This is a genomic window from Aurantiacibacter marinus (assembly GCF_001021555.1).
In the GTDB taxonomy this organism is placed as follows: Bacteria; Pseudomonadota; Alphaproteobacteria; order Sphingomonadales; family Sphingomonadaceae; genus Alteraurantiacibacter; species Alteraurantiacibacter marinus.
In genome coordinates, this window is sequence record NZ_LDCP01000003.1 from 247232 (window position 1) to 264358 (window position 17127).

Sequence of the window (17127 nt, forward strand, 5' to 3'; positions counted from 1 at the left end):
TTTTACTCGCCTATGCGTCCCTTTCCCGCGCTAGGTTCACCGTCATGGACGGTCAAGGCTGGAACGACGAGCGTTACGCGATTTGTTTTACAATTTAAATAACCGCCCGCCGACTTTGCTTCTGCCTGTGCCAGACGGAATGCAAAAGCGGGCCCGAACATGCCCGCGTTAACGGCCCGCTGCCTTCCGCTTTCGGCTGGATCGGCCATGCCGCCATCTGTGAGAGACCGCGGCGCAGCAAGCTCCAACTGAATTTCACTGCCATCGCTTGTCAGCACAAGATCCACTTCCTCTCCCGGAGCAAGTGCCCCGGCGGCGGTTGCCAGCAAGCGCCAGCACAGCGCGAGTGCTTCTGACCGGCTGAGTGCGGTCACGAAGGGCCCACCGCTGACATTCAGGCTGAAACCAGCGTGGCGCGGGCGAAGAACTGCCTGCAACCGCTGCACTGTTTCGGAAACGGCGGCGCGCAGATCGGCAGTGCCCGGTTCAAGCTCCATCGTATCGGCTTCCAGTTGGACCAGCCGGTCAACCTCGTCAAAGCCGGCGAGCAAGGTAGCCGAATCGACGCCGATAGAGGCAGCGTGAGCGCGGTATTGATGCGGGACCTGGCCGAACAATTGCTGCTGGATGATTTCGGCGAAGCCCTGAATGGCGTTTACCGGGGTGCGCAATTCATGCAGCACCTGCCGCATGGCGTCCGCCTCGCTTTCCTCCTCGGCAGCGACAATTTCCACAGCATGACGAAGGCAGCCCCTGTATCCGATGAAGCTGCCTGTTGCGGGATCGAACAGCGGGGCCGCATCGAGGTGCCACTGGCCGGAAATTTCAGGTGCGGCGTTGACGGTGATCCTGGCTGCATAAACCGGCTGGCGCGCTGCGAACGCAGCCTTTGTATCCAAATCCATCGTGATCAGCGTGCTCGTCCGCGAGGAGGTCAGCTGCATACCCACTATCATCGGAGCAATGTTTTCGTCTGCCCAGACTGCCATGCCATCGGTATCGCAGGAAAACTCGATTGTCTGGAGCGGCTGCACGTGCTGGTCTTCGCCCATGGGCAGGCGCGGATCGTTCGGCTGGCTGCGGCGGGTTTCCCGGAATGCCTCTATCCGTTTGAGAAGTGCGCCGATGCCAGCCTCTTCGCTGGTAAGCGGATTTGTCAGTTTTGATGCGGAAGGAGCGGGCGACGTCCGTGCCGGTGGTGATGCCGGTGCCGATATTGGTGTCGAAGCCGGTGTTGATATTGGCGTCGATATTGGCGGGGATGCTGACTGCCATCCCGATGATTGGCGTAGAGACCGTGCCGCAGCATCGCCTTCCGGCTCCGGCAGAACCAGATCGCCTACGCCGAGCCGTGCCAGCAGCGCCTTTATCGCAGGTGACAGGTCGCGCCGGTGCCGCAAAAATCCCCGCGCAGTTACGGGCAGCTTCGGGATCAGCTCCAGCCATTCCTCATCGGTCAAACGCGCGGTCGCCATCGCCGATGCGCCTGGCTTCGCCTCGCCCCGGGCCAGGAAAGCGACAAGGGCAGGATTACGCAGGCGCAGGCCCGGTTCCCGCAAGATTCGCGCCTGTTCTTCCTGCGGCAATGCCTCTGCCAGCTCATTCAACCGGGCATAAGCCTGCGCGCGCAGCTCGCTGTCGCCTTCTTCTTTCGATGTCCCGAGCAAGTCCAGCAATTGCCGGTATTTGGTGCGCAATACCGCGTCGCTGTCTGCGCGGGAGCGCAGCACTGTGGCGAGGCGGTCATCAAATTGCATCTGGGCTCCGATAGGCAACAGGTTAAGGAATTCTTACCTGCGCCATAGCCAGACCCGGCCACCTGCACATGCGCGCTGCGCAGTGCGTTGCAAAAAGGGACAATTGCCGCCATACAGAATAATAGTTCGGTCCGGTGGTATATTTGATGCCGGATATTTCCCGCACGGAAAATTCGCTTGCGGACACGATAGGGGAATTTCGCAATGGCTACTCTCGATTCAATTGATCGAAAGCTTCTGTCTGAATTGCAGTCGGAAGGCAGGGTGACAAATGTAGATCTTGCGCGCCGTGTCGGGCTGACTGCTCCGCCGTGCCTGCGCCGTGTTCGCGCGCTGGAAGAAGATGGCGTCATCCGCGGCTATCACGCTGATCTTGATGCCTCCAAACTGGGATTTGCGATCACCGTTTTTGCAATGGTGAGCCTGCGCAGTCAGGCAGAGGAAGATTTGCGCGGCTTCGAAGAACACATCAAGACGCTGCCCGAAGTGCGTGAATGCCATATGCTCAACGGCGAAATCGATTTTATCCTCAAGATCGTCAGCCGCGATTTGCAGAGTTTTCAGGAATTTCTCACCAGCAGCCTGACGCCGGCGCCCAATGTAGCCAGCGTCAAGACGAGCCTGACGATCCGCACTGCCAAGCACGAGCCGGGCGTTCCGCTGGAAGTTTGACGTGAGCGGCGAGACACTCGCGGGCCATTGTTTGTGCGGCGCGGTTGAGGTGACGCTCACCGATCCCAGGGATCATATTGAAATTTGTCACTGCGACATGTGCCGCCGATCTGGCGGCGCGTTTTACGGTGCGCTGGAGGCGGAGAGCTTCGCCTTTGCAAACGATGAATTTGTCGGCGTATACCGTTCCAGCGACTGGGCCGAGCGCGGCTTTTGCAAGCAATGCGGCAGCTGTTTGTTTTATCACTTCCTGCCAACCGGCAATCGCAGCTTCGCCGCTGGCTTGTTCGATGGCGCCAATGCTCTCCCCGTGAGGCGCGAAATATTCGTGGACGAAAAGGTCGCATGGCAGGCGGGCGAGGGTGACCATCCCAAACTCACGGGCGAAGAGGTAATTACCGAGGCGAAAGCCGCTGGCTTCACCTTGGATTAAAGCCGTTCTGGATCGTCCCTGATCATCTGCGCATAGTGTTCGAACAGCGTATCGCTGCCGGTTTCCGGCGTTAGATCAGCACGATATTCATGGGTCTTCGGATCGAGCACGAGCATGGATTCGGTCGCATAATACCGGCCGATGCGCGCATATGCGGCCCTTGCGGCGGCGCGGCCTGACACTTTCCCAGCAACGCTCAGCAAGCCAACAACTGCGTCCATCATGGCGACAGGCACATGCCGGAAAAGCGGCTCTTTGCCGACTAACTTGAACAATTCCTGACCTTGCTCCTTGGGCGAAATAGCTGGCCCGGGCCCGCCGATGGGAAGGATGCGATTTCGCAAAGCCGGATCGGTCAGCGTGGCGCAGAGATAGCTGCCCAGATCACGGTCGCTAATGGGTTTGCACCGCGTCAATTCGCCATCGCCGAACAGCAGGAAAGGTTTGCCGTTTTTTACCCGCTCGATTTGTCCGGACAGCGATTTGAAGAAAGCGGTCGGGCGCACGATCGACCATGTAAGGGCGGAATCCATCAACTCGCGCTCAAACGCGAGCTTCGCTTGCTGGAACGCCAGCAGCGGCTTTTGCACGCAAATGGCAGACAGCAGAGTGAAATGTTGAACGCCTGCCTGTCGGGCCGCCTTGAGGATGTCGGAATTGGCCTGGTGGTCGATGGCCCATGCATCACCGGGCTCTCCGCTGCGCGACGCGATGCAGGATACGGCCGCGTGGAATTCGCCGCCTGCAAACGCGTCTCGCTCTATGGAAGAGGGATCGGTTATGTCGCCAAAGCGGCAGGTAGATCCGAGCGTCTCCAGCTCGGCAGCAATCGCCTCACCTGTATCAGAGCGACGAAGAAAGCACGTCACCGAGTAACCATCTGCAATCAGGGCGTGGGCCGTAGCCTTGCCGATAGTGCCGCTGGCGCCGAACAAGAGCACGCGCTTGGTCAATTACCCAAACGCAAGGACCTCAGCCCTCCGCCTCCGCAGCACGCTTCTCCAGCCATTCTTCCAGCCATTTGATGGTGTAATCGCCGCTGATGATATCGGGCTGGTGGATCAGTTCCTGATGCAACGGGATCGAGGTCTTTACGCCTTCGATCACCATTTCTTCCAACGCCCGGCGAAGGCGCATAAGGCATCCCTCGCGTGTGCGGCCATAAACGATCAGCTTGGCGATCATGGAGTCGTAATAGGGCGGAATCGTGTAGCCGGCGTACAGCCCGCTATCGACGCGCACATGCATGCCGCCTGCCTGATGATAATAGGTTACCTTGCCGGGTGACGGGGCAAAGGTGAACGGATCTTCGGCGTTAATCCGGCATTCGATGGCGTGACCGTGGAATTGCAGATCTTCCTGCGTGACCGACAGCGGCTTGCCATCGGCAATGCGAATCTGTTCGCGCACCAGATCCATGCCGGTGATAGCTTCTGTGACCGGATGTTCTACCTGCAGACGGGTGTTCATTTCGATGAAATAAAACTCGCCGTTTTCCCACAGGAATTCGATAGTGCCGGCCCCGCGATAGCCCATGTCCGCCATGGCGTTCGCCACAAGGCTGCCCATCCGGTCACGTTCTTCCGGTGTGATGACAGGGGAGGGTGCTTCTTCGAAGACCTTCTGGTGGCGGCGCTGCAGGCTGCAATCGCGTTCGCCCAGGTGGATCGCGTTGCCATTGCCGTCGCCAAACACCTGAAATTCGATGTGACGCGGATTGCCGAGGTATTTTTCCAGATACATCGTGTCATCGCCAAAGGCAGATTTCGCCTCGTTCATGGCCTGACGGACAAGCGATTCCAGCTTGTCGGCGCTGGGAATGACTTTCATCCCGCGCCCGCCGCCGCCGGCCGCAGCCTTGGCGATGACGGGGAAGCCGATTTCTTCGGCGATCCGGCGCATTTCATCAAAATCGGAAACTGCGCCGTCCGATCCGGGGACGAGCGGCAAACCAAGCGCGCCAGCGGTTTTCTTCGCCTGCACCTTGTCGCCCATGGTGCGGATATGTTCAGGCTTGGGCCCGATCCATTTGATCCCGTGCGCTTCCACAATGTCCGCAAACTGCGCGTTTTCGGACATGAAACCGTAGCCTGGATGGATTGCATCGGCATCGGTGATTTCGGCTGCCGAAATAATCGCGGCGGTGTTGAGATAGCTTTCGGTTGCCGACGGCGGGCCGATGCAAACCGCATGGTCCGCAAGGCGCACATGCATTGCCTCTGCATCGGCAGTGGAATGCACAGCGACCGTTTCGATCCCCATTTCATGCGCGGCACGGTGAATACGCAAAGCGATTTCACCGCGATTGGCGATCAATATGCGAGAAATGCCCATGGTCGGATCAGGCAATTACGATAAGGGGTTGGTCGAATTCAACGGGTTCGCCATTGCCGACCAGCAATTGCTGGACAGTGCCATCGGCGGGCGCGGTGATCGGGTTCATCACCTTCATGGCTTCCACGATCAGCAGCGTGTCACCTTTCTTCACCGTGTCACCCACAGCAACGAAATTGTCGGAATCGGGTTCGGGTGCAAGGAAGGCGGTCCCGACCATCGGTGATTTCACCGCATTGGCCAGCTCTGCGGATTGAACGGAATTGCCTGGCGCATCGCTGGCGTTTGGCGCCGACATATCGGGTGCGGGAGCCACCGGCGCAGCAGCAGGAGCTGCCATGGCATGCGCAGGTGCTGCCACCAGGCCTGCACGCGAGACGCGAATGCGCCTGTCACCTTCTTCCACTTCGATTTCGGTCAAGCCGGTTTCACCCAGCATATCCGCCAGCTCGCGCACGAGCCCAGGATCAACGCTCATTCCGCTACGACGCGGCGCAGGAGCCTTCTTCTCGGCCATGCAATCCCCAATACTGTGTAAATCAAGTTGGCGCTCGGGCTAGAACCAGATGCGCGTGATGGCAAGTGTCCGCGGAAAGTCTCGGCGCGCGCTACAGCTGGGCTGCCGCTTCGAGAGCCAATTCGTACCCGTAGGTGCCGAAGCCTGCGATGGAACCGATTGCGGCCATCCCGACATAGCTCTTGTGGCGATAGGCTTCGCGTGCGGCTGGATTCGAGATATGCACTTCTATCACAGGCGTGCGGATCGACTTGATCGCATCATACAGCGCCAGGCTGGTGTGGGTGAGGGCGCCGGCATTGAGGATAACGGCCTTTGCACCGTCAGCCTGCGCCTCGTGCAGCCAATCCGTCAGGTGACCTTCATGGTTGGACTGGCGCATCTCGACTTCGAGGCCAAGCGCCTTGGCCTTGTCTTCCACCCGCGTCGCCAGATCATCGAGCGTTTCCGATCCGTAAATTTCGGGTTCGCGAACGCCAAGCAAGTTGAGGTTGGGCCCATTAAGAATAAATACCGTGTCTGTCATGCATTTGCCCTTAGCCGCTGCGGGGGCAGGCGGCCAAGGGCAAAGCGCGCTTCAGACACAATTGCGTTTAAAAGGCACACAGCATGGACCGGATTTCAGCGTCTTATTTGTCGACACCTTTCACCTTACCCCACTGACGTGCGGCAGTGTAACCAAGATAGCCGGTGCCGAAGAGCGCGTAGAGCGGTTCCGGCAAGCCGCCGAGGTAGGAATTCATGCCAACCGCAATATCCCGAGCCGTCGCGGGGCTGAAGGCGGCGAGAACGCCCATCGGGATTGCGAACAGGATGATCGTGTACATCACATACAGAAAGCTGGGCCGGGCGCGGCTGGTCCACGGATCGCGGCTGTTCGCCTCCGCCACGATTGCGGAAAGGCGCGCTTCGATCTGCAGCATGTCCTGCGTGCCTTCCAGTTTGATCAATTCGATCTTGGCGCGTTCGCGCGCTTCCTTGTCCGGAATGATCTTGTCGATAATCGAGGCGATGGGTCCGATTAGTGATTCGAGAATAGCCATGGGCAGCTCCGTTGCGGTTAAATTCGCATCGGGCGGTGAACCGAATCGGTTGCTGTAGGAAAGCGCGCTGGCCGGGAAACGCTCACACGCAAGCCGCGGCAGGGCAATGTGCTCCGCCGCGTGCCTGACCGTAACGTGCCTAACCGTAACATGCCTGACCGTAAATGGGGTGAAACCACTGGTCGGGAAGACAGGATTCGAACCTGCGACCCCCACACCCCCAGTGTGATGCGCTACCAGGCTGCGCTACTTCCCGAAACCAGTGGAAGGGCGCCTATAGAAAGGGAGGGGCTTGATAGCAAGCACCTCGATTGCCACCTACCTGCAATGCTGCTAGTCGCGGCACCCACACATCGGGGAGAGGGCATGGATAGAGCGGTTTGCACCGCCTCCGGCTCGAACTTTCCCGGCATTTTTTGTTAGTCACTCACGCTCCGAATGGATCGCTTACATGCTTGATATTCTCGCCGCCGCCGGTGCCCAGGCGGCACCTCCGGGCTGGGTACAATTCCTTCCGATCATCGGCATGGTGCTGATTTTCTGGTTCCTGCTGTTCCGCCCGCAGATGAAGCGCGCAAAAGAACATCAGCGGAAGATCAGCGCGATCAAGAAGAACGACCAGATCGTTACTGCCGGCGGCGTTGTCGGCAAGGTTGTGAAGGTCGATGACATCTACGCAGAAGTCGAAATTGCGCAGGGCACCCGTATCAAGGTGGTGAAATCCACAATTGGTGACATCCTGCAGCCCGGCGGCAAGCCGGCTAACGACTGATAAAGGCGGGGCTGAAGTCCATGCTCGATTTTCCGCTTTGGAAGCGCATCACGCTGTGGGTGATTACCTTGGGCTTCGCGTTCGCCGCGTTGCCTTCGATCGCTGGCCTTGCTGGCCTCGATCTGCCTGACAGCCTGGAAGGGCCGGAGATCAATCTCGGGCTCGACCTTGCCGGGGGCAGCCACATCCTGCTGGAGGCTGATCCGTCGCAGGTCGCTGAACAGCGGCTCGAATCGGCGGAAGAATCGGTCCGCGATTTGCTCGCCAATGCCGAACCAAGAATCGCTATCGGCGATCTCTCCACACTTGATAACCAGCTGTCTTTCATGCTGGAAAATCCATCCGATATTGATCGTGCGCGCGAAGAATTGCGCGATTTGATCAATGGCACGGGACTGGTGGCGGAATGGCGTCTGGACGTTGTTGATGGCAACCGCATGGTCCTGACGCAAACCGAACAGGGCCTCGACGAGGCCGTTGAAGGCGCGATGGAAAGTGCGACCGAAGTCGTGCGCCGCCGTATCGATGCGCTCGGCACGCGGGAGCCGACGATCATTCGCCAGGGCGACTCGCGCATCGTGGTGCAGGTTCCGGGTCTGGAAGATCCAGACGCACTGAAGGCTTTGCTGGGTGAAACGGCAGAGCTGGAATTCAAGCTGGTTGATGCCAATGCTTTGCCAAGCGATGTCGCGCAGGGCATTGCGAATCCCGGCAGCGAGATAGTGCCGTATGCCGAAGATTCCGATTTTGCCGGTCAGTTCGAAGCAGTGCGTCGGCTTGGCGGCATTCGCGGAGACCGGCTGACCGGAGCCCAGCAGGGCGTAAATCCGCAAACCAATGAAACTGTCGTAAACATTCAGTTCGATCCGCAGGGCGGGGCACGCTTTGCCCAGTTGAGCACGGAAAACGTCGGGCGGCGATTTGCCATCATCTTGGATGACCATGTTATCTCCGCCCCCAATTTCAACGAACCTATCCTTGGCGGCGCGGCGCAGATTTCGGGCGGCTTCACGACAGAAACCGCCAACAACCTCGCCATTCAGCTTCGTTCTGGCGCGCTGCCTGTCGATCTGACCGTAATTGAAGAACGCACTGTCGGGCCTGATCTTGGCCGCGATTCCATCGTCAAGGGCGGCATCGCAATGGCGGTTGGTTCCCTGCTGGTTATCGCGCTCATGATCGCATCCTACGGACGCTTCGGCGTTTACGCCACGGGCGCACTGGTGCTGAACGTGCTGATGATCCTGGGCATCATGGCGCTGATCAATTCCACGCTGACTTTGCCCGGCATCGCCGGTTTCGTGCTGACCATCGGCGCGGCGGTGGACGCCAACGTGCTGATCAATGAACGCATCCGGGAAGAACGAAAACGCGGTAGGCGTGTCGTTGCGGCGGTGGAAAACGGTTACAAAGAAGCCAGCCGCGCCATTTATGACGCGAACATCACCAACTTCATTGCCGGCGCTCTGCTGCTCGGCTTCGGATCTGGCCCGGTTCGCGGCTTTGCCGTCGTTCTGATCATCGGCCTGATCACTACCGTATTCACAGCCGTGTTCATCACACGCATGTGGGTTGCCGGTTGGCTGCGTGCCAAGCGGCCCACTGAAATCACCGTTTAGGGGAGGAGATTATTATGCGACTGCTCAAACTCGTTCCCGAAGACACGAACATCAAGTTCCTGAAATGGCGCATGCCATTCTACGTGGTCAGCATTCTGCTGATCATTGCGAGCTGGGGCCTCGTGCTGACGCAGGGGCTAAACTTCGGCGTCGATTTCGCCGGTGGCCAGGAAGTGCGCGTTACCTTTGAAGATCGCGAGACGGCACCGATCCCCGAACTGCGCGAAAGGCTCGGCACACTGGGCTTTGGTGAGCCGGCGATCCAGCGGTTTGGCGACGCGAATTCTGTGTCCATCCGGATCCAGCTGCCCGAAGGGGCGGAAGAGGAACCGGGCGCTGCCAATGCCATTGGTGAGCAAGTTGTCAGCCAGATTCAATCCGAATTCGAGAACGTCCGCCGTGATGCGAACGAGACCGTTTCGGGCAAGGTCGCTGGCGAGTTCCGTGAACGCTCCGTCTGGGCGCTGCTCGGCGCGATGCTGGCTATTTCGCTATACATCTGGGTCCGCTTCGAATGGCAGTTCGGTGTCGGGGCGCTGTTTGCCCTGTTCCATGACGTTTCTCTGACATTGGGGATGTTCGCGCTGTTCCAGATGGAATTCAGCTTGCAGATTATCGCCGCCATCCTAGCAATTATCGGTTACTCATTGAATGATACGATCGTGGTCTATGACCGCATCCGGGAAAACCTGAAGAAGTATCGCAAGATGCCTCTTCCCGAACTGCTCGACCTTTCGGTCAACGAGACTCTGGCACGTACCGTGATGACCAGTTTGACGCTGCTTATCGCGCTTCTGCCGCTGCTGTTGTTTGGCCCGGCCAGCCTGTTCGGCCTTGTCGCCGCGATCACAGTGGGTATTTTCATCGGTACTTACAGCTCGGTTTACATGGCCGCGCCAATCCTGATCTGGCTGGGCGTGACCAGCGACAGCTTCGTGCCGCAGGAAACCGTAGCGGATCTTCAGGACCGGAAGGCTCGCGGAGAAACCTGAGCCTGCGCAATCAGGCTGCTGTAATAATTCGCCAGCGCCGCCGCGTTCGCTTCCCAACTGAACTGCGCCGCGTTGCTGGCCACGCACTCTGCCGCATAGTTGGCGGTGAGCACCTCCGTTACACCTGCGGCAATGGCATCTGCAGTGCGATCCACGATCCGGCCCGCGGTATCGTTTTGCACCAGCTCCTTCGCGCCGCCTGCATCGGTGATGACAAGCGGCGTGCCGCAGGCGAGCGCTTCGACCCAGGCGTTGGCAAGCCCTTCGCTGGCAGAAGGCAGAACCATCGCATCAGCAGCAGAAAGAACAACAGGCAGCAATTTGTGGTCGAGGCTGCCGAGGAAATGCACGCGGTCACCCGCATCGCCGGCGAGTTGCCGCAGCGCCCGCTCATCCTCGCCTTTGCCGACCAGGATCAACTGCGTGTCGGCCAATTGTTCCAGCGCCTCTATCACGAAACGCTGCCCCTTGCGCGGGATCAGGGCGCCAACAGTCGCAAGCAGTCTCCCGCCTTCTGCAATGCCAAAACCAGCGGCCAGTTTCTGGCGGCACTCCGCCTTATCAAGCGGTTTGAAAAGTGTTCGATCCAGACCAGTGTAGTGAACGGTAATCTTGTCTTGCGGCAGGCCGATTTTGGCCATGTCGCGGGCCAGTGCCATGCTGACCGACAGCAGCCCGGCGGCCTGATCTGCCGCCTGCCGCATCTTATCAGCCGAGAACTCCTGTGCGCCCCAGTGGGAGATATCCGCGCCGCGCGCCTTTATACTCAGGGGCAGGTCCAGCTGGCGGGCAATCCGCGCTGCCGCAGGGCCATCGGGATAGAAAAATTGTGCATCAACCAGATCGAACGGTCTTTCTGCATGAAGTCTCCGCGCGATCGGCAGCACGGACCGCGCAATAAGGGCCGGATTTAACCGCGCGCCAAATTTCGGGATCAAGGTGAAGCGCGGGCGGTGCACCGCGACTCCGCCTTCCACGCCATCGACAGCAGCCTCTGCAAGTGATTTGTAGCGGCCTGCAGCAACAGGCGGCACCCCGATGGGATTGATCACGGTCATATCCCAGCCATCGCGGGCGGCAAGCGCCTCCAGCTGCCGCGCGACAAAGGTTCCGAAGCGCGGCGCGTGCGCATTGGGATATAGCGTGGCGATGGACAGGATGCGCGGCATCGGTGCGGTTCCGGCCCTACAGCTTTCGCACCAGCATTTCGGCGGCGGCCAGCCATGCGGGGCTGTCGATCACGATCTGGCGCTGGCCGATACCCGGGGGCAGCAGACCAACCATGGTCCCCTGACGGTCAATCAGCCGTCCAAACGCAAAACGTCCGCCAGAGCGCGGGGCAAGAACATCGCGGTTGATCAGCTGCCCGGCTGCATCGGGGGAGATTTTACGCATCCATAATTGATCGCCCGGGCGATATTCCCCTTGGCCGGTTTCGATTTCGAGACACACCAGCGTGCCGCCCTCGATCAGTTCCGTGGGCAAAATGGCATCGCGCGGATGTGAAAGGCTTTCCGCCCCGGACATGGTCAGCCGCGCGATCACCTGCGGCTGCATGCCATCTGCCGCTTTCACCAGAGCTTCCGGATCTACGCCGAGCGCCGCACCGATCTTGTTCATCCAATCGAGCGAGAGATTGCGCATGCCCGTTTCCAGCCGGCCGATGGTTTGGGCTGTCGTGGGCGGTTCACACGCAGCGGCAACCTTGGCCAATGTCATGCCCTTGCTCTTGCGAATATCCCTGATGCGATTGATCACGCGCTGTTTCTCCGCCTGTGTGAATTAACCGAATTGGTTGAAAAATACCTTTCCTACAACCGATTCGATTTTGCAAGGGGCGCGACCGGCTTACCTGATCGGCCACCAGGAGAAATCAATGCAGCGCCAGCTTGTCGAACGCGAACTTACATCTGAAGGGCCGCGCCGCAGCGGCGGCACCCGGCGCCAGCGGCGCAGCGTTACCGTGAATGTGGCGGAAAGCCCGCTAGGCTGGCTGCATGCCCACGGGCATCTTAAAGATCGCCTGTTCGATGCGGGCGAGCGGCTGCGCGCCGATTATGAGCGGGCTGAACTGGGGCCAAACATCACGATGCGGTGGGACCCGGTGCGGATTCGCGGAACGGCAGACGAAGGATTGACGCAAACGGAACGGCAAATCGCTGCCCGGTCGCGGTTCGATGGTGCGCTGGCGCAGGCTGGCAGGGGTCTAGAGGATATCCTGTGGCGTGTCGTGTGTGCTGGTGAGAGCTTGCCGATTGCAGAAAAAGCGCTGAAGTGGCCTGCCCGCAGCGGAAAACTGGTTCTGCGGTTGGCGTTGGACCGAGTTGCTGACTTCTACCGGATAGACTGAGCCGGACTAGCTCTTCGGCGCGAAGAAACCTTTGATCCATGACCAAAAAGCCATCAGGTCCGAACCGGACGCATCTTTTTGCTGTGCTTTGGCAGCGTCTTCTTCTGCGTCACGCAGCAATTTTGCGCGCAGGGCGCTCTGGCGGCCCTGCTGGGCCGACGCGATGGCAGAGCGGCGTGATCGCGGATCGCGCATGAAGGCGTAACCATCGATTTGGTCGTCGCCGGTCAGCGTTTCGTCGGCAGCGGGTGCTGCTTCGGCTTCGGACGTGTCTTCGACAGCGACGCTTTCTACGGTGGCGATGTCATGTGATTTTGCCGTTGCTTGCGCTTCGGCTTCAGGCTCCTGCTGGAGCGAAGTTTCTGGAATGACAGCTGCGGCTTTGGATTGCGGTTCTGCAAGCCAGTTGTCGAGGTCGTAAACCTCTTCCGGTGTCTCGTAATCTTTTGTGGGATTAAGCTCGTCAAAACGTGCGGGACGCAGCGCGTTTTCGCTGTCAGGCGACCCGGACGGGATGGGCGCAGCGTCTGGCGCTTGTGCGTGGACCGGTGCGTGCAATGCTGCTGGTGCAGGGCGCTGAGTTACCTCGGTCTGGTGCCCTGCGGCAGGGACCGGAGCCGGAGCCGGTGTGATCGCAGGCCGTGATGACGGGGCGGGCGTGAAGGTGAACTCGTCCCTTGGTACCGTACCTTGAGGCGGCTTTGAAACCGGTGCCGCAGGTGCGGCGGGCATCTCCGTGAATTGATCAGGCACAATAGCCTTCTCTGCCGTCAGATCCGGTTCTTCGGTGGAGGATTCTGGCTCCGGTTCTGGCTCGGATGCGAGCGAGCGGGGCAATTCCGGAACATTTTCGGGCATCGCGACAGGCTTTTCCGGACCAGCGAACTTGTCGCTTGCGGAGTCGCCAACCTCAACATCGTCCTCGATATCGTCCTCGTCCTGTTCAAGAGGGCGGAGCGGGAGGGATGGAAAAATCCGGGTGGCCAGGTCGAGGCCATCTTCGATCGGGGCGGCGATCGGCACATCATCCATCGCCGGCAAGGACTCGTCCTGATCGGCTGCAGGATCTTCTGCTGCGAAATCATCCAAAGGAGGCAGGGCGGTTTTCTTGCGGGTCAGCGAAAGCACAGCTTCGGGTGCGGGCAAGTCTGCCTCAGCCTCGGCTTCATCTGCCTGATCCATTTCGTCCGCATCTTCGTCGTCATCCATCGGCGCAAGGCCAAGGATCGCAACAGGACGGGGCGCACGTTCGACATCTTCACCCAGCAGTTCTGCCGAGGCTTCATGAAACATTGCATGGGCCTGCGCCAGTTCTTCCGGATCAAGCACCAGGACAGGCTTCTTCTTAAGCTTGCGCATGCCGCCAGCCATCGCTTCGAGACTGCCATAGGCGGGTCCATCAGAAGCGATGTCGGTACGAAGTGCGGAAGATGCAGCAGTGCCCATGAAGCGCCTTTTGCAGGAGTTTGGTGCAAACGCTGTGAGCAGAATTGGTTAATTGCGGATTTACACCTCGGCAGCGCTTATCCTTCAGCCTGTTCGGCAATGGTCAGCCAGCGTTCTTCCGCCGCGTCCTTCTCCTCTCGCGCCAGTTCCAGCGACGCATTTATGCGGGCGAAACGGTCGGGATCGGCAGTGTAGAGATCAGGGTCTGCCAAGGCCGCCTCGCCTTTTGCGATAAGCTCTTCCAGCTCTTCTATCCGGGCGGGAAGCAGATCGAGATCGCGCTGGTCCTTGAAGGAAAGCTTGGTCGACTTTGGCGGCGGCGGAGGCGGCGGAGTTGGCGTTGCAGATGTTTCAGACCCATCCTGGTGTTTTTCAGCGCCAGACTTCTTCCCGTTCTTCTGCGCCCGCTTTGCCTGCCAGTCCTCATAACCGCCGGCGACGATATCGACAGTGCCGGTGCCATCCAGGCCCAGCGTGACGGTTACTGTACGGTCGAGAAAATCGCGATCATGGCTGACAATCAGGACCGTGCCTTCGTAATCGGCGATCACTTCCTGCAGCAGATCGAGCGTTTCCAGATCGAGGTCGTTGGTCGGCTCATCCAAAACCAGCAAATTGGAAGTGCGGGCAAATTCGCGGGCAAGCAGCAGACGGCTACGTTCTCCGCCGGAGAAGGTACCGATCTTCGCATCGACCAGACCGGGGTCGAACAGGAAGTCCTTCATATAGGCCTGCACGTGCTTGCGATCTCCGCGCACATCGATCCAGTCGCCGCCTTCCACCAGCACATCGCGCACCGATTTCTGCGGATCGAGTAAGGATCGCTGCTGGTCGATCATCACCCCGCTCAGGGTATTGGCGTGCGTAACCGTGCCGCTGTCAGGCTCGATTTCTTTCGTCAGCATCTTGAGCAGCGTGGTCTTTCCTGCGCCGTTGGAGCCGACGATGCCGATTCGGTCGCCGCGCTGGATGCGCAGGGAAAACGGCTTTATTATTTGCCGTCCGTCATACGTCTTGCTGATTTCATCGGCCACAATCACGGACTTGCTTTTGAAATCCGCATCGCTCGACAGCTTGAGTTTTGCCGTGCCTCCTGGCGTGATCATTGCAGCGCGGGCTGCGCGCATCTCCCACAATTTTTCAAGACGGCCTTGATTACGCTTTCGGCGCGCAGTGACCCCGCGCTCCAGCCAGTGCGCTTCTATTTTGAGCTTGGCGTCCATCTTGTGAGCCGCGCGTGCTTCTTCTGCATAGACCTGCGCTTCCCAAGCTTCATATCCGCCAAAGCCCACTTCCTTCCGAAGCAGAGCGCCCCGGTCGAGCCACAAAGTGGCGCGGGTCAGGCGTTTCAGGAAAGTCCGGTCATGGCTGATGACAATGAATGCACCCTTGTACCGGTCCAGCCAGCTTTCCAGCCAGTCGATCGCGGCAAGGTCGAGATGGTTGGTCGGTTCATCCAGCAGAAGCACGTCCGGCTCCTGCGCCAATGCGCGGGCGATAGCAGCGCGGCGCCGCTCCCCGCCGCTGGCGGTGCTGGCATCGGTCGTCATGTCGATGCCTAGCTGACCGGCGATGGCGTCAACCGCGTGTTCGGGCGGAGCACGATCACCGGAAAGCGCAAAATCCATCAGGGTGGCGCAGGCATCGAAATCCGGTTCTTGCTCCAGCCACACGATATTTGCGTGGGACTTTACCTTGCGCACGCCGCGATCAGGCTCGATCTCGCCGGTAATCAGCCGCAGCAAGGTGGTTTTGCCGACGCCGTTGCGACCGATCAGCGCGATCCGGTCACGCGGGCCGATGTGCAGATCCAGCCCACTACCATCCCCCAAAGCGGGATCGCCCAGCAGCCAGCGGCCGCCTTGTTGCAGGCCAAGCCCTTCGAGCGATAGGATCGGTGGTTCAGCCATGATGGCGGGCAGGTAGTCATGGGCGGGCCTGCTGGCAAGGAACGCGATCATTCATCGCCGCGTTATCGTCAATGGCGCACCTGTGGCGCTGTTCAAATGGAGTCGCATTATGAAGAAACTTTTCATACCCGCTATCGCCGCTGCGATAATGACGGTCCCGCTCATGTCATCGACCGCAATCGCCCAGGTCCAAGTTCAATCAAGCGGCCCTGTTGTCGCTCTCGGTGTGACCGAGAACGTTTCCCTCGATCCAGACATCGCCAACCTCAGCGCGGGCGTTACCACTGTCGAGCCGACGGCAGTGGAAGCGCTTCGTCAGAATGCGCAGGCGATGACCCGGGTGATCGACCGGATCGAGTCTCTCGGCATCGACGAGGATGACATTCAGACGAGCGGGATCAGCCTCAACCCGGATTACGCATATAACCAGTCGACGGGCGAGCAGGTGTTTCGTGGATACCGCGTGATGAACCGGGTCAATGTAAAGGTGCGTGATATCCAGAAGACCGGAGAAGTGCTGGATGCGCTGGTGGCCGTAGGAGCGACGGATCTCGGAGGAATAGGATGGTCGGTTGAGGACCCTTCTCCCGCAGTCGAGCAGGCACGGCAAGCCGCCTTCCAGACGGGCCGCGAACAGGCAAGGGAATATGCCAGAATGTCCGGATATGCCGATATACGCCTGCTCCAGATCAGCGAGAATGTCGTCACCTCGGCGCCGATGCCTTATCAGGGAGACATAATCGTTACAGCATCGCCAGTTTCACGCAGCGAACTCACTCCCGTGCGGCCTGGCCAGATCAATGCGAGCGTTTCAGTCAACTTCACATATGAATTGGTGAATTAAAGGGGTTCGATGCGCCGTAGCTGAACGGTTGCGGCGCTTCGAATTCACTTCTTGTTCAATGCGGCTGGTTTAGGCACAACCCCATCATGAAATTCCCAACCGCCTTTTTCGCCGCAATTGCACTGGCTGCGACGCTTGCAGCAGCGCCTGCTCCTGCGTCCGCGCAAGACCGTTCGCGCGGGGACCAGAACAGTGCGCGGGCTGAAATGCAGGCCGGTCGCAACATGCCGATCCGTGATATCGAACGCCGGATCATCCCGCAGATGCGTGATGGCGATGAATATATCGGCTTCGAATATGATTCGACAGCGCAGGCATACCGGCTCAAATTCATCCGTAACGGCCGGATGATATGGGTTGATGTCGATGCGCAGACGGCGCGCGTCCTGCGCGTTTCACGCTAAATCCTCTCCCCATTGGAAACTGTCCGCTCGCTTG

The 17127-nt window shown here is 59.4% G+C and carries 18 protein-coding genes and 1 tRNA gene; 8 read left to right on the forward strand and 11 right to left on the reverse strand.

Going from position 1 to position 17127, the window contains the following annotated elements:
* Positions 1–2 precede the first annotated feature (2 nt).
* Complete coding sequence (locus AB731_RS11245; protein WP_047094055.1) at positions 3–1757, reverse strand: sensor histidine kinase; 1755 nt, start codon at positions 1755–1757, stop codon at positions 3–5.
* Positions 1758–1961: 204 nt separating this feature from the next.
* On the opposite strand from AB731_RS11245, the gene AB731_RS11250 reads away from it, so the two are divergent.
* The gene (locus tag AB731_RS11250; RefSeq protein WP_047094054.1) at positions 1962–2429 is read left to right on the forward strand and encodes an Lrp/AsnC family transcriptional regulator; all 468 of its coding nucleotides are present in this window, start codon (positions 1962–1964) and stop codon (positions 2427–2429) included.
* Between the two features lies 1 nt (position 2430).
* Positions 2431–2862 (forward strand): GFA family protein, encoded by a 432-nt coding sequence (locus AB731_RS11255; protein ID WP_047094053.1) that lies wholly within the window; start codon positions 2431–2433, stop codon positions 2860–2862.
* On the opposite strand, the gene AB731_RS11260 is transcribed toward AB731_RS11255, so the two are convergent.
* From AB731_RS11260 to AB731_RS11285, 6 genes are all read right to left on the reverse strand, one after another.
* Positions 2859–3803: an SDR family NAD(P)-dependent oxidoreductase gene (locus tag AB731_RS11260; protein ID WP_231638929.1), complete on the reverse strand. Its 945-nt coding sequence runs from the start codon at positions 3801–3803 to the stop codon at positions 2859–2861. The two genes, AB731_RS11255 and AB731_RS11260, sit on opposite strands and share 4 nt — an antisense overlap.
* A 31-nt stretch (positions 3804–3834) precedes the next feature.
* Entirely contained in the window at positions 3835–5196 is a 1362-nt protein-coding gene (gene accC / locus AB731_RS11265) for an acetyl-CoA carboxylase biotin carboxylase subunit (RefSeq protein WP_047094263.1), read from the reverse strand.
* Between the two features lie 7 nt (positions 5197–5203).
* Complete coding sequence (gene accB / locus AB731_RS11270; protein ID WP_047094052.1) at positions 5204–5713, reverse strand: acetyl-CoA carboxylase biotin carboxyl carrier protein; 510 nt, start codon at positions 5711–5713, stop codon at positions 5204–5206.
* Between the two features lie 91 nt (positions 5714–5804).
* Positions 5805–6239 (reverse strand): type II 3-dehydroquinate dehydratase, encoded by a 435-nt coding sequence (aroQ, locus tag AB731_RS11275; RefSeq protein WP_047094051.1) that lies wholly within the window; start codon positions 6237–6239, stop codon positions 5805–5807.
* Positions 6240–6342: 103 nt separating this feature from the next.
* Positions 6343–6756, reverse strand: coding sequence for a holin family protein (locus AB731_RS11280; RefSeq protein WP_047094050.1), 414 nt, complete (start codon positions 6754–6756; stop codon positions 6343–6345).
* Between the two features lie 179 nt (positions 6757–6935).
* Positions 6936–7012 (reverse strand) — tRNA-Pro (locus AB731_RS11285).
* A 195-nt stretch (positions 7013–7207) separates the two neighbouring features.
* On the opposite strand from AB731_RS11285, the gene yajC reads away from it, so the two are divergent.
* The 3 genes from yajC to secF are packed head-to-tail and all read left to right on the forward strand — an operon-like array spanning position 7208 to position 10139.
* Positions 7208–7528 (forward strand): preprotein translocase subunit YajC, encoded by a 321-nt coding sequence (yajC, locus tag AB731_RS11290; RefSeq protein ID WP_047094049.1) that lies wholly within the window; start codon positions 7208–7210, stop codon positions 7526–7528.
* A gap of 20 nt (positions 7529–7548) precedes the next feature.
* Complete coding sequence (gene secD, locus AB731_RS11295; RefSeq protein WP_047094048.1) at positions 7549–9147, forward strand: protein translocase subunit SecD; 1599 nt, start codon at positions 7549–7551, stop codon at positions 9145–9147.
* A gap of 14 nt (positions 9148–9161) precedes the next feature.
* Positions 9162–10139, forward strand: a complete 978-nt coding sequence (secF, locus tag AB731_RS11300; RefSeq protein ID WP_047094047.1) for a protein translocase subunit SecF — start codon at positions 9162–9164, stop codon at positions 10137–10139.
* On the opposite strand, the gene AB731_RS11305 is transcribed toward secF, so the two are convergent.
* Together AB731_RS11305 and AB731_RS11310 are read right to left on the reverse strand one after the other, a co-directional pair.
* Positions 10109–11308, reverse strand: a complete 1200-nt coding sequence (locus AB731_RS11305; protein ID WP_047094046.1) for a glycosyltransferase — start codon at positions 11306–11308, stop codon at positions 10109–10111. The genes secF and AB731_RS11305 overlap by 31 nt on opposite strands.
* Before the next feature lie 16 nt (positions 11309–11324).
* Positions 11325–11897 (reverse strand): helix-turn-helix domain-containing protein, encoded by a 573-nt coding sequence (locus tag AB731_RS11310; RefSeq protein WP_047094045.1) that lies wholly within the window; start codon positions 11895–11897, stop codon positions 11325–11327.
* Between the two features lie 118 nt (positions 11898–12015).
* On the opposite strand from AB731_RS11310, the gene AB731_RS11315 reads away from it, so the two are divergent.
* Entirely contained in the window at positions 12016–12489 is a 474-nt protein-coding gene (locus AB731_RS11315; protein ID WP_047094262.1) for a DUF6456 domain-containing protein, read from the forward strand.
* 6 nt (positions 12490–12495) lie between these two features.
* Here the strand turns inward: AB731_RS11315 and AB731_RS11320 are convergent, their stop codons facing one another.
* Both AB731_RS11320 and AB731_RS11325 read right to left on the reverse strand, forming a co-directional pair.
* Entirely contained in the window at positions 12496–13935 is a 1440-nt protein-coding gene (locus AB731_RS11320; protein ID WP_047094044.1) for a hypothetical protein, read from the reverse strand.
* A 77-nt stretch (positions 13936–14012) separates the two neighbouring features.
* Positions 14013–15845 (reverse strand): ABC-F family ATP-binding cassette domain-containing protein, encoded by a 1833-nt coding sequence (locus AB731_RS11325; RefSeq protein WP_047094261.1) that lies wholly within the window; start codon positions 15843–15845, stop codon positions 14013–14015.
* A gap of 109 nt (positions 15846–15954) precedes the next feature.
* On the opposite strand from AB731_RS11325, the gene AB731_RS11330 reads away from it, so the two are divergent.
* Positions 15955–16689 (forward strand): SIMPL domain-containing protein, encoded by a 735-nt coding sequence (locus tag AB731_RS11330; RefSeq protein ID WP_047094043.1) that lies wholly within the window; start codon positions 15955–15957, stop codon positions 16687–16689.
* Between the two features lie 86 nt (positions 16690–16775).
* Positions 16776–17093, forward strand: a complete 318-nt coding sequence (locus AB731_RS11335) for a hypothetical protein (RefSeq protein WP_047094042.1) — start codon at positions 16776–16778, stop codon at positions 17091–17093.
* Positions 17094–17127 lie beyond the last annotated feature (34 nt).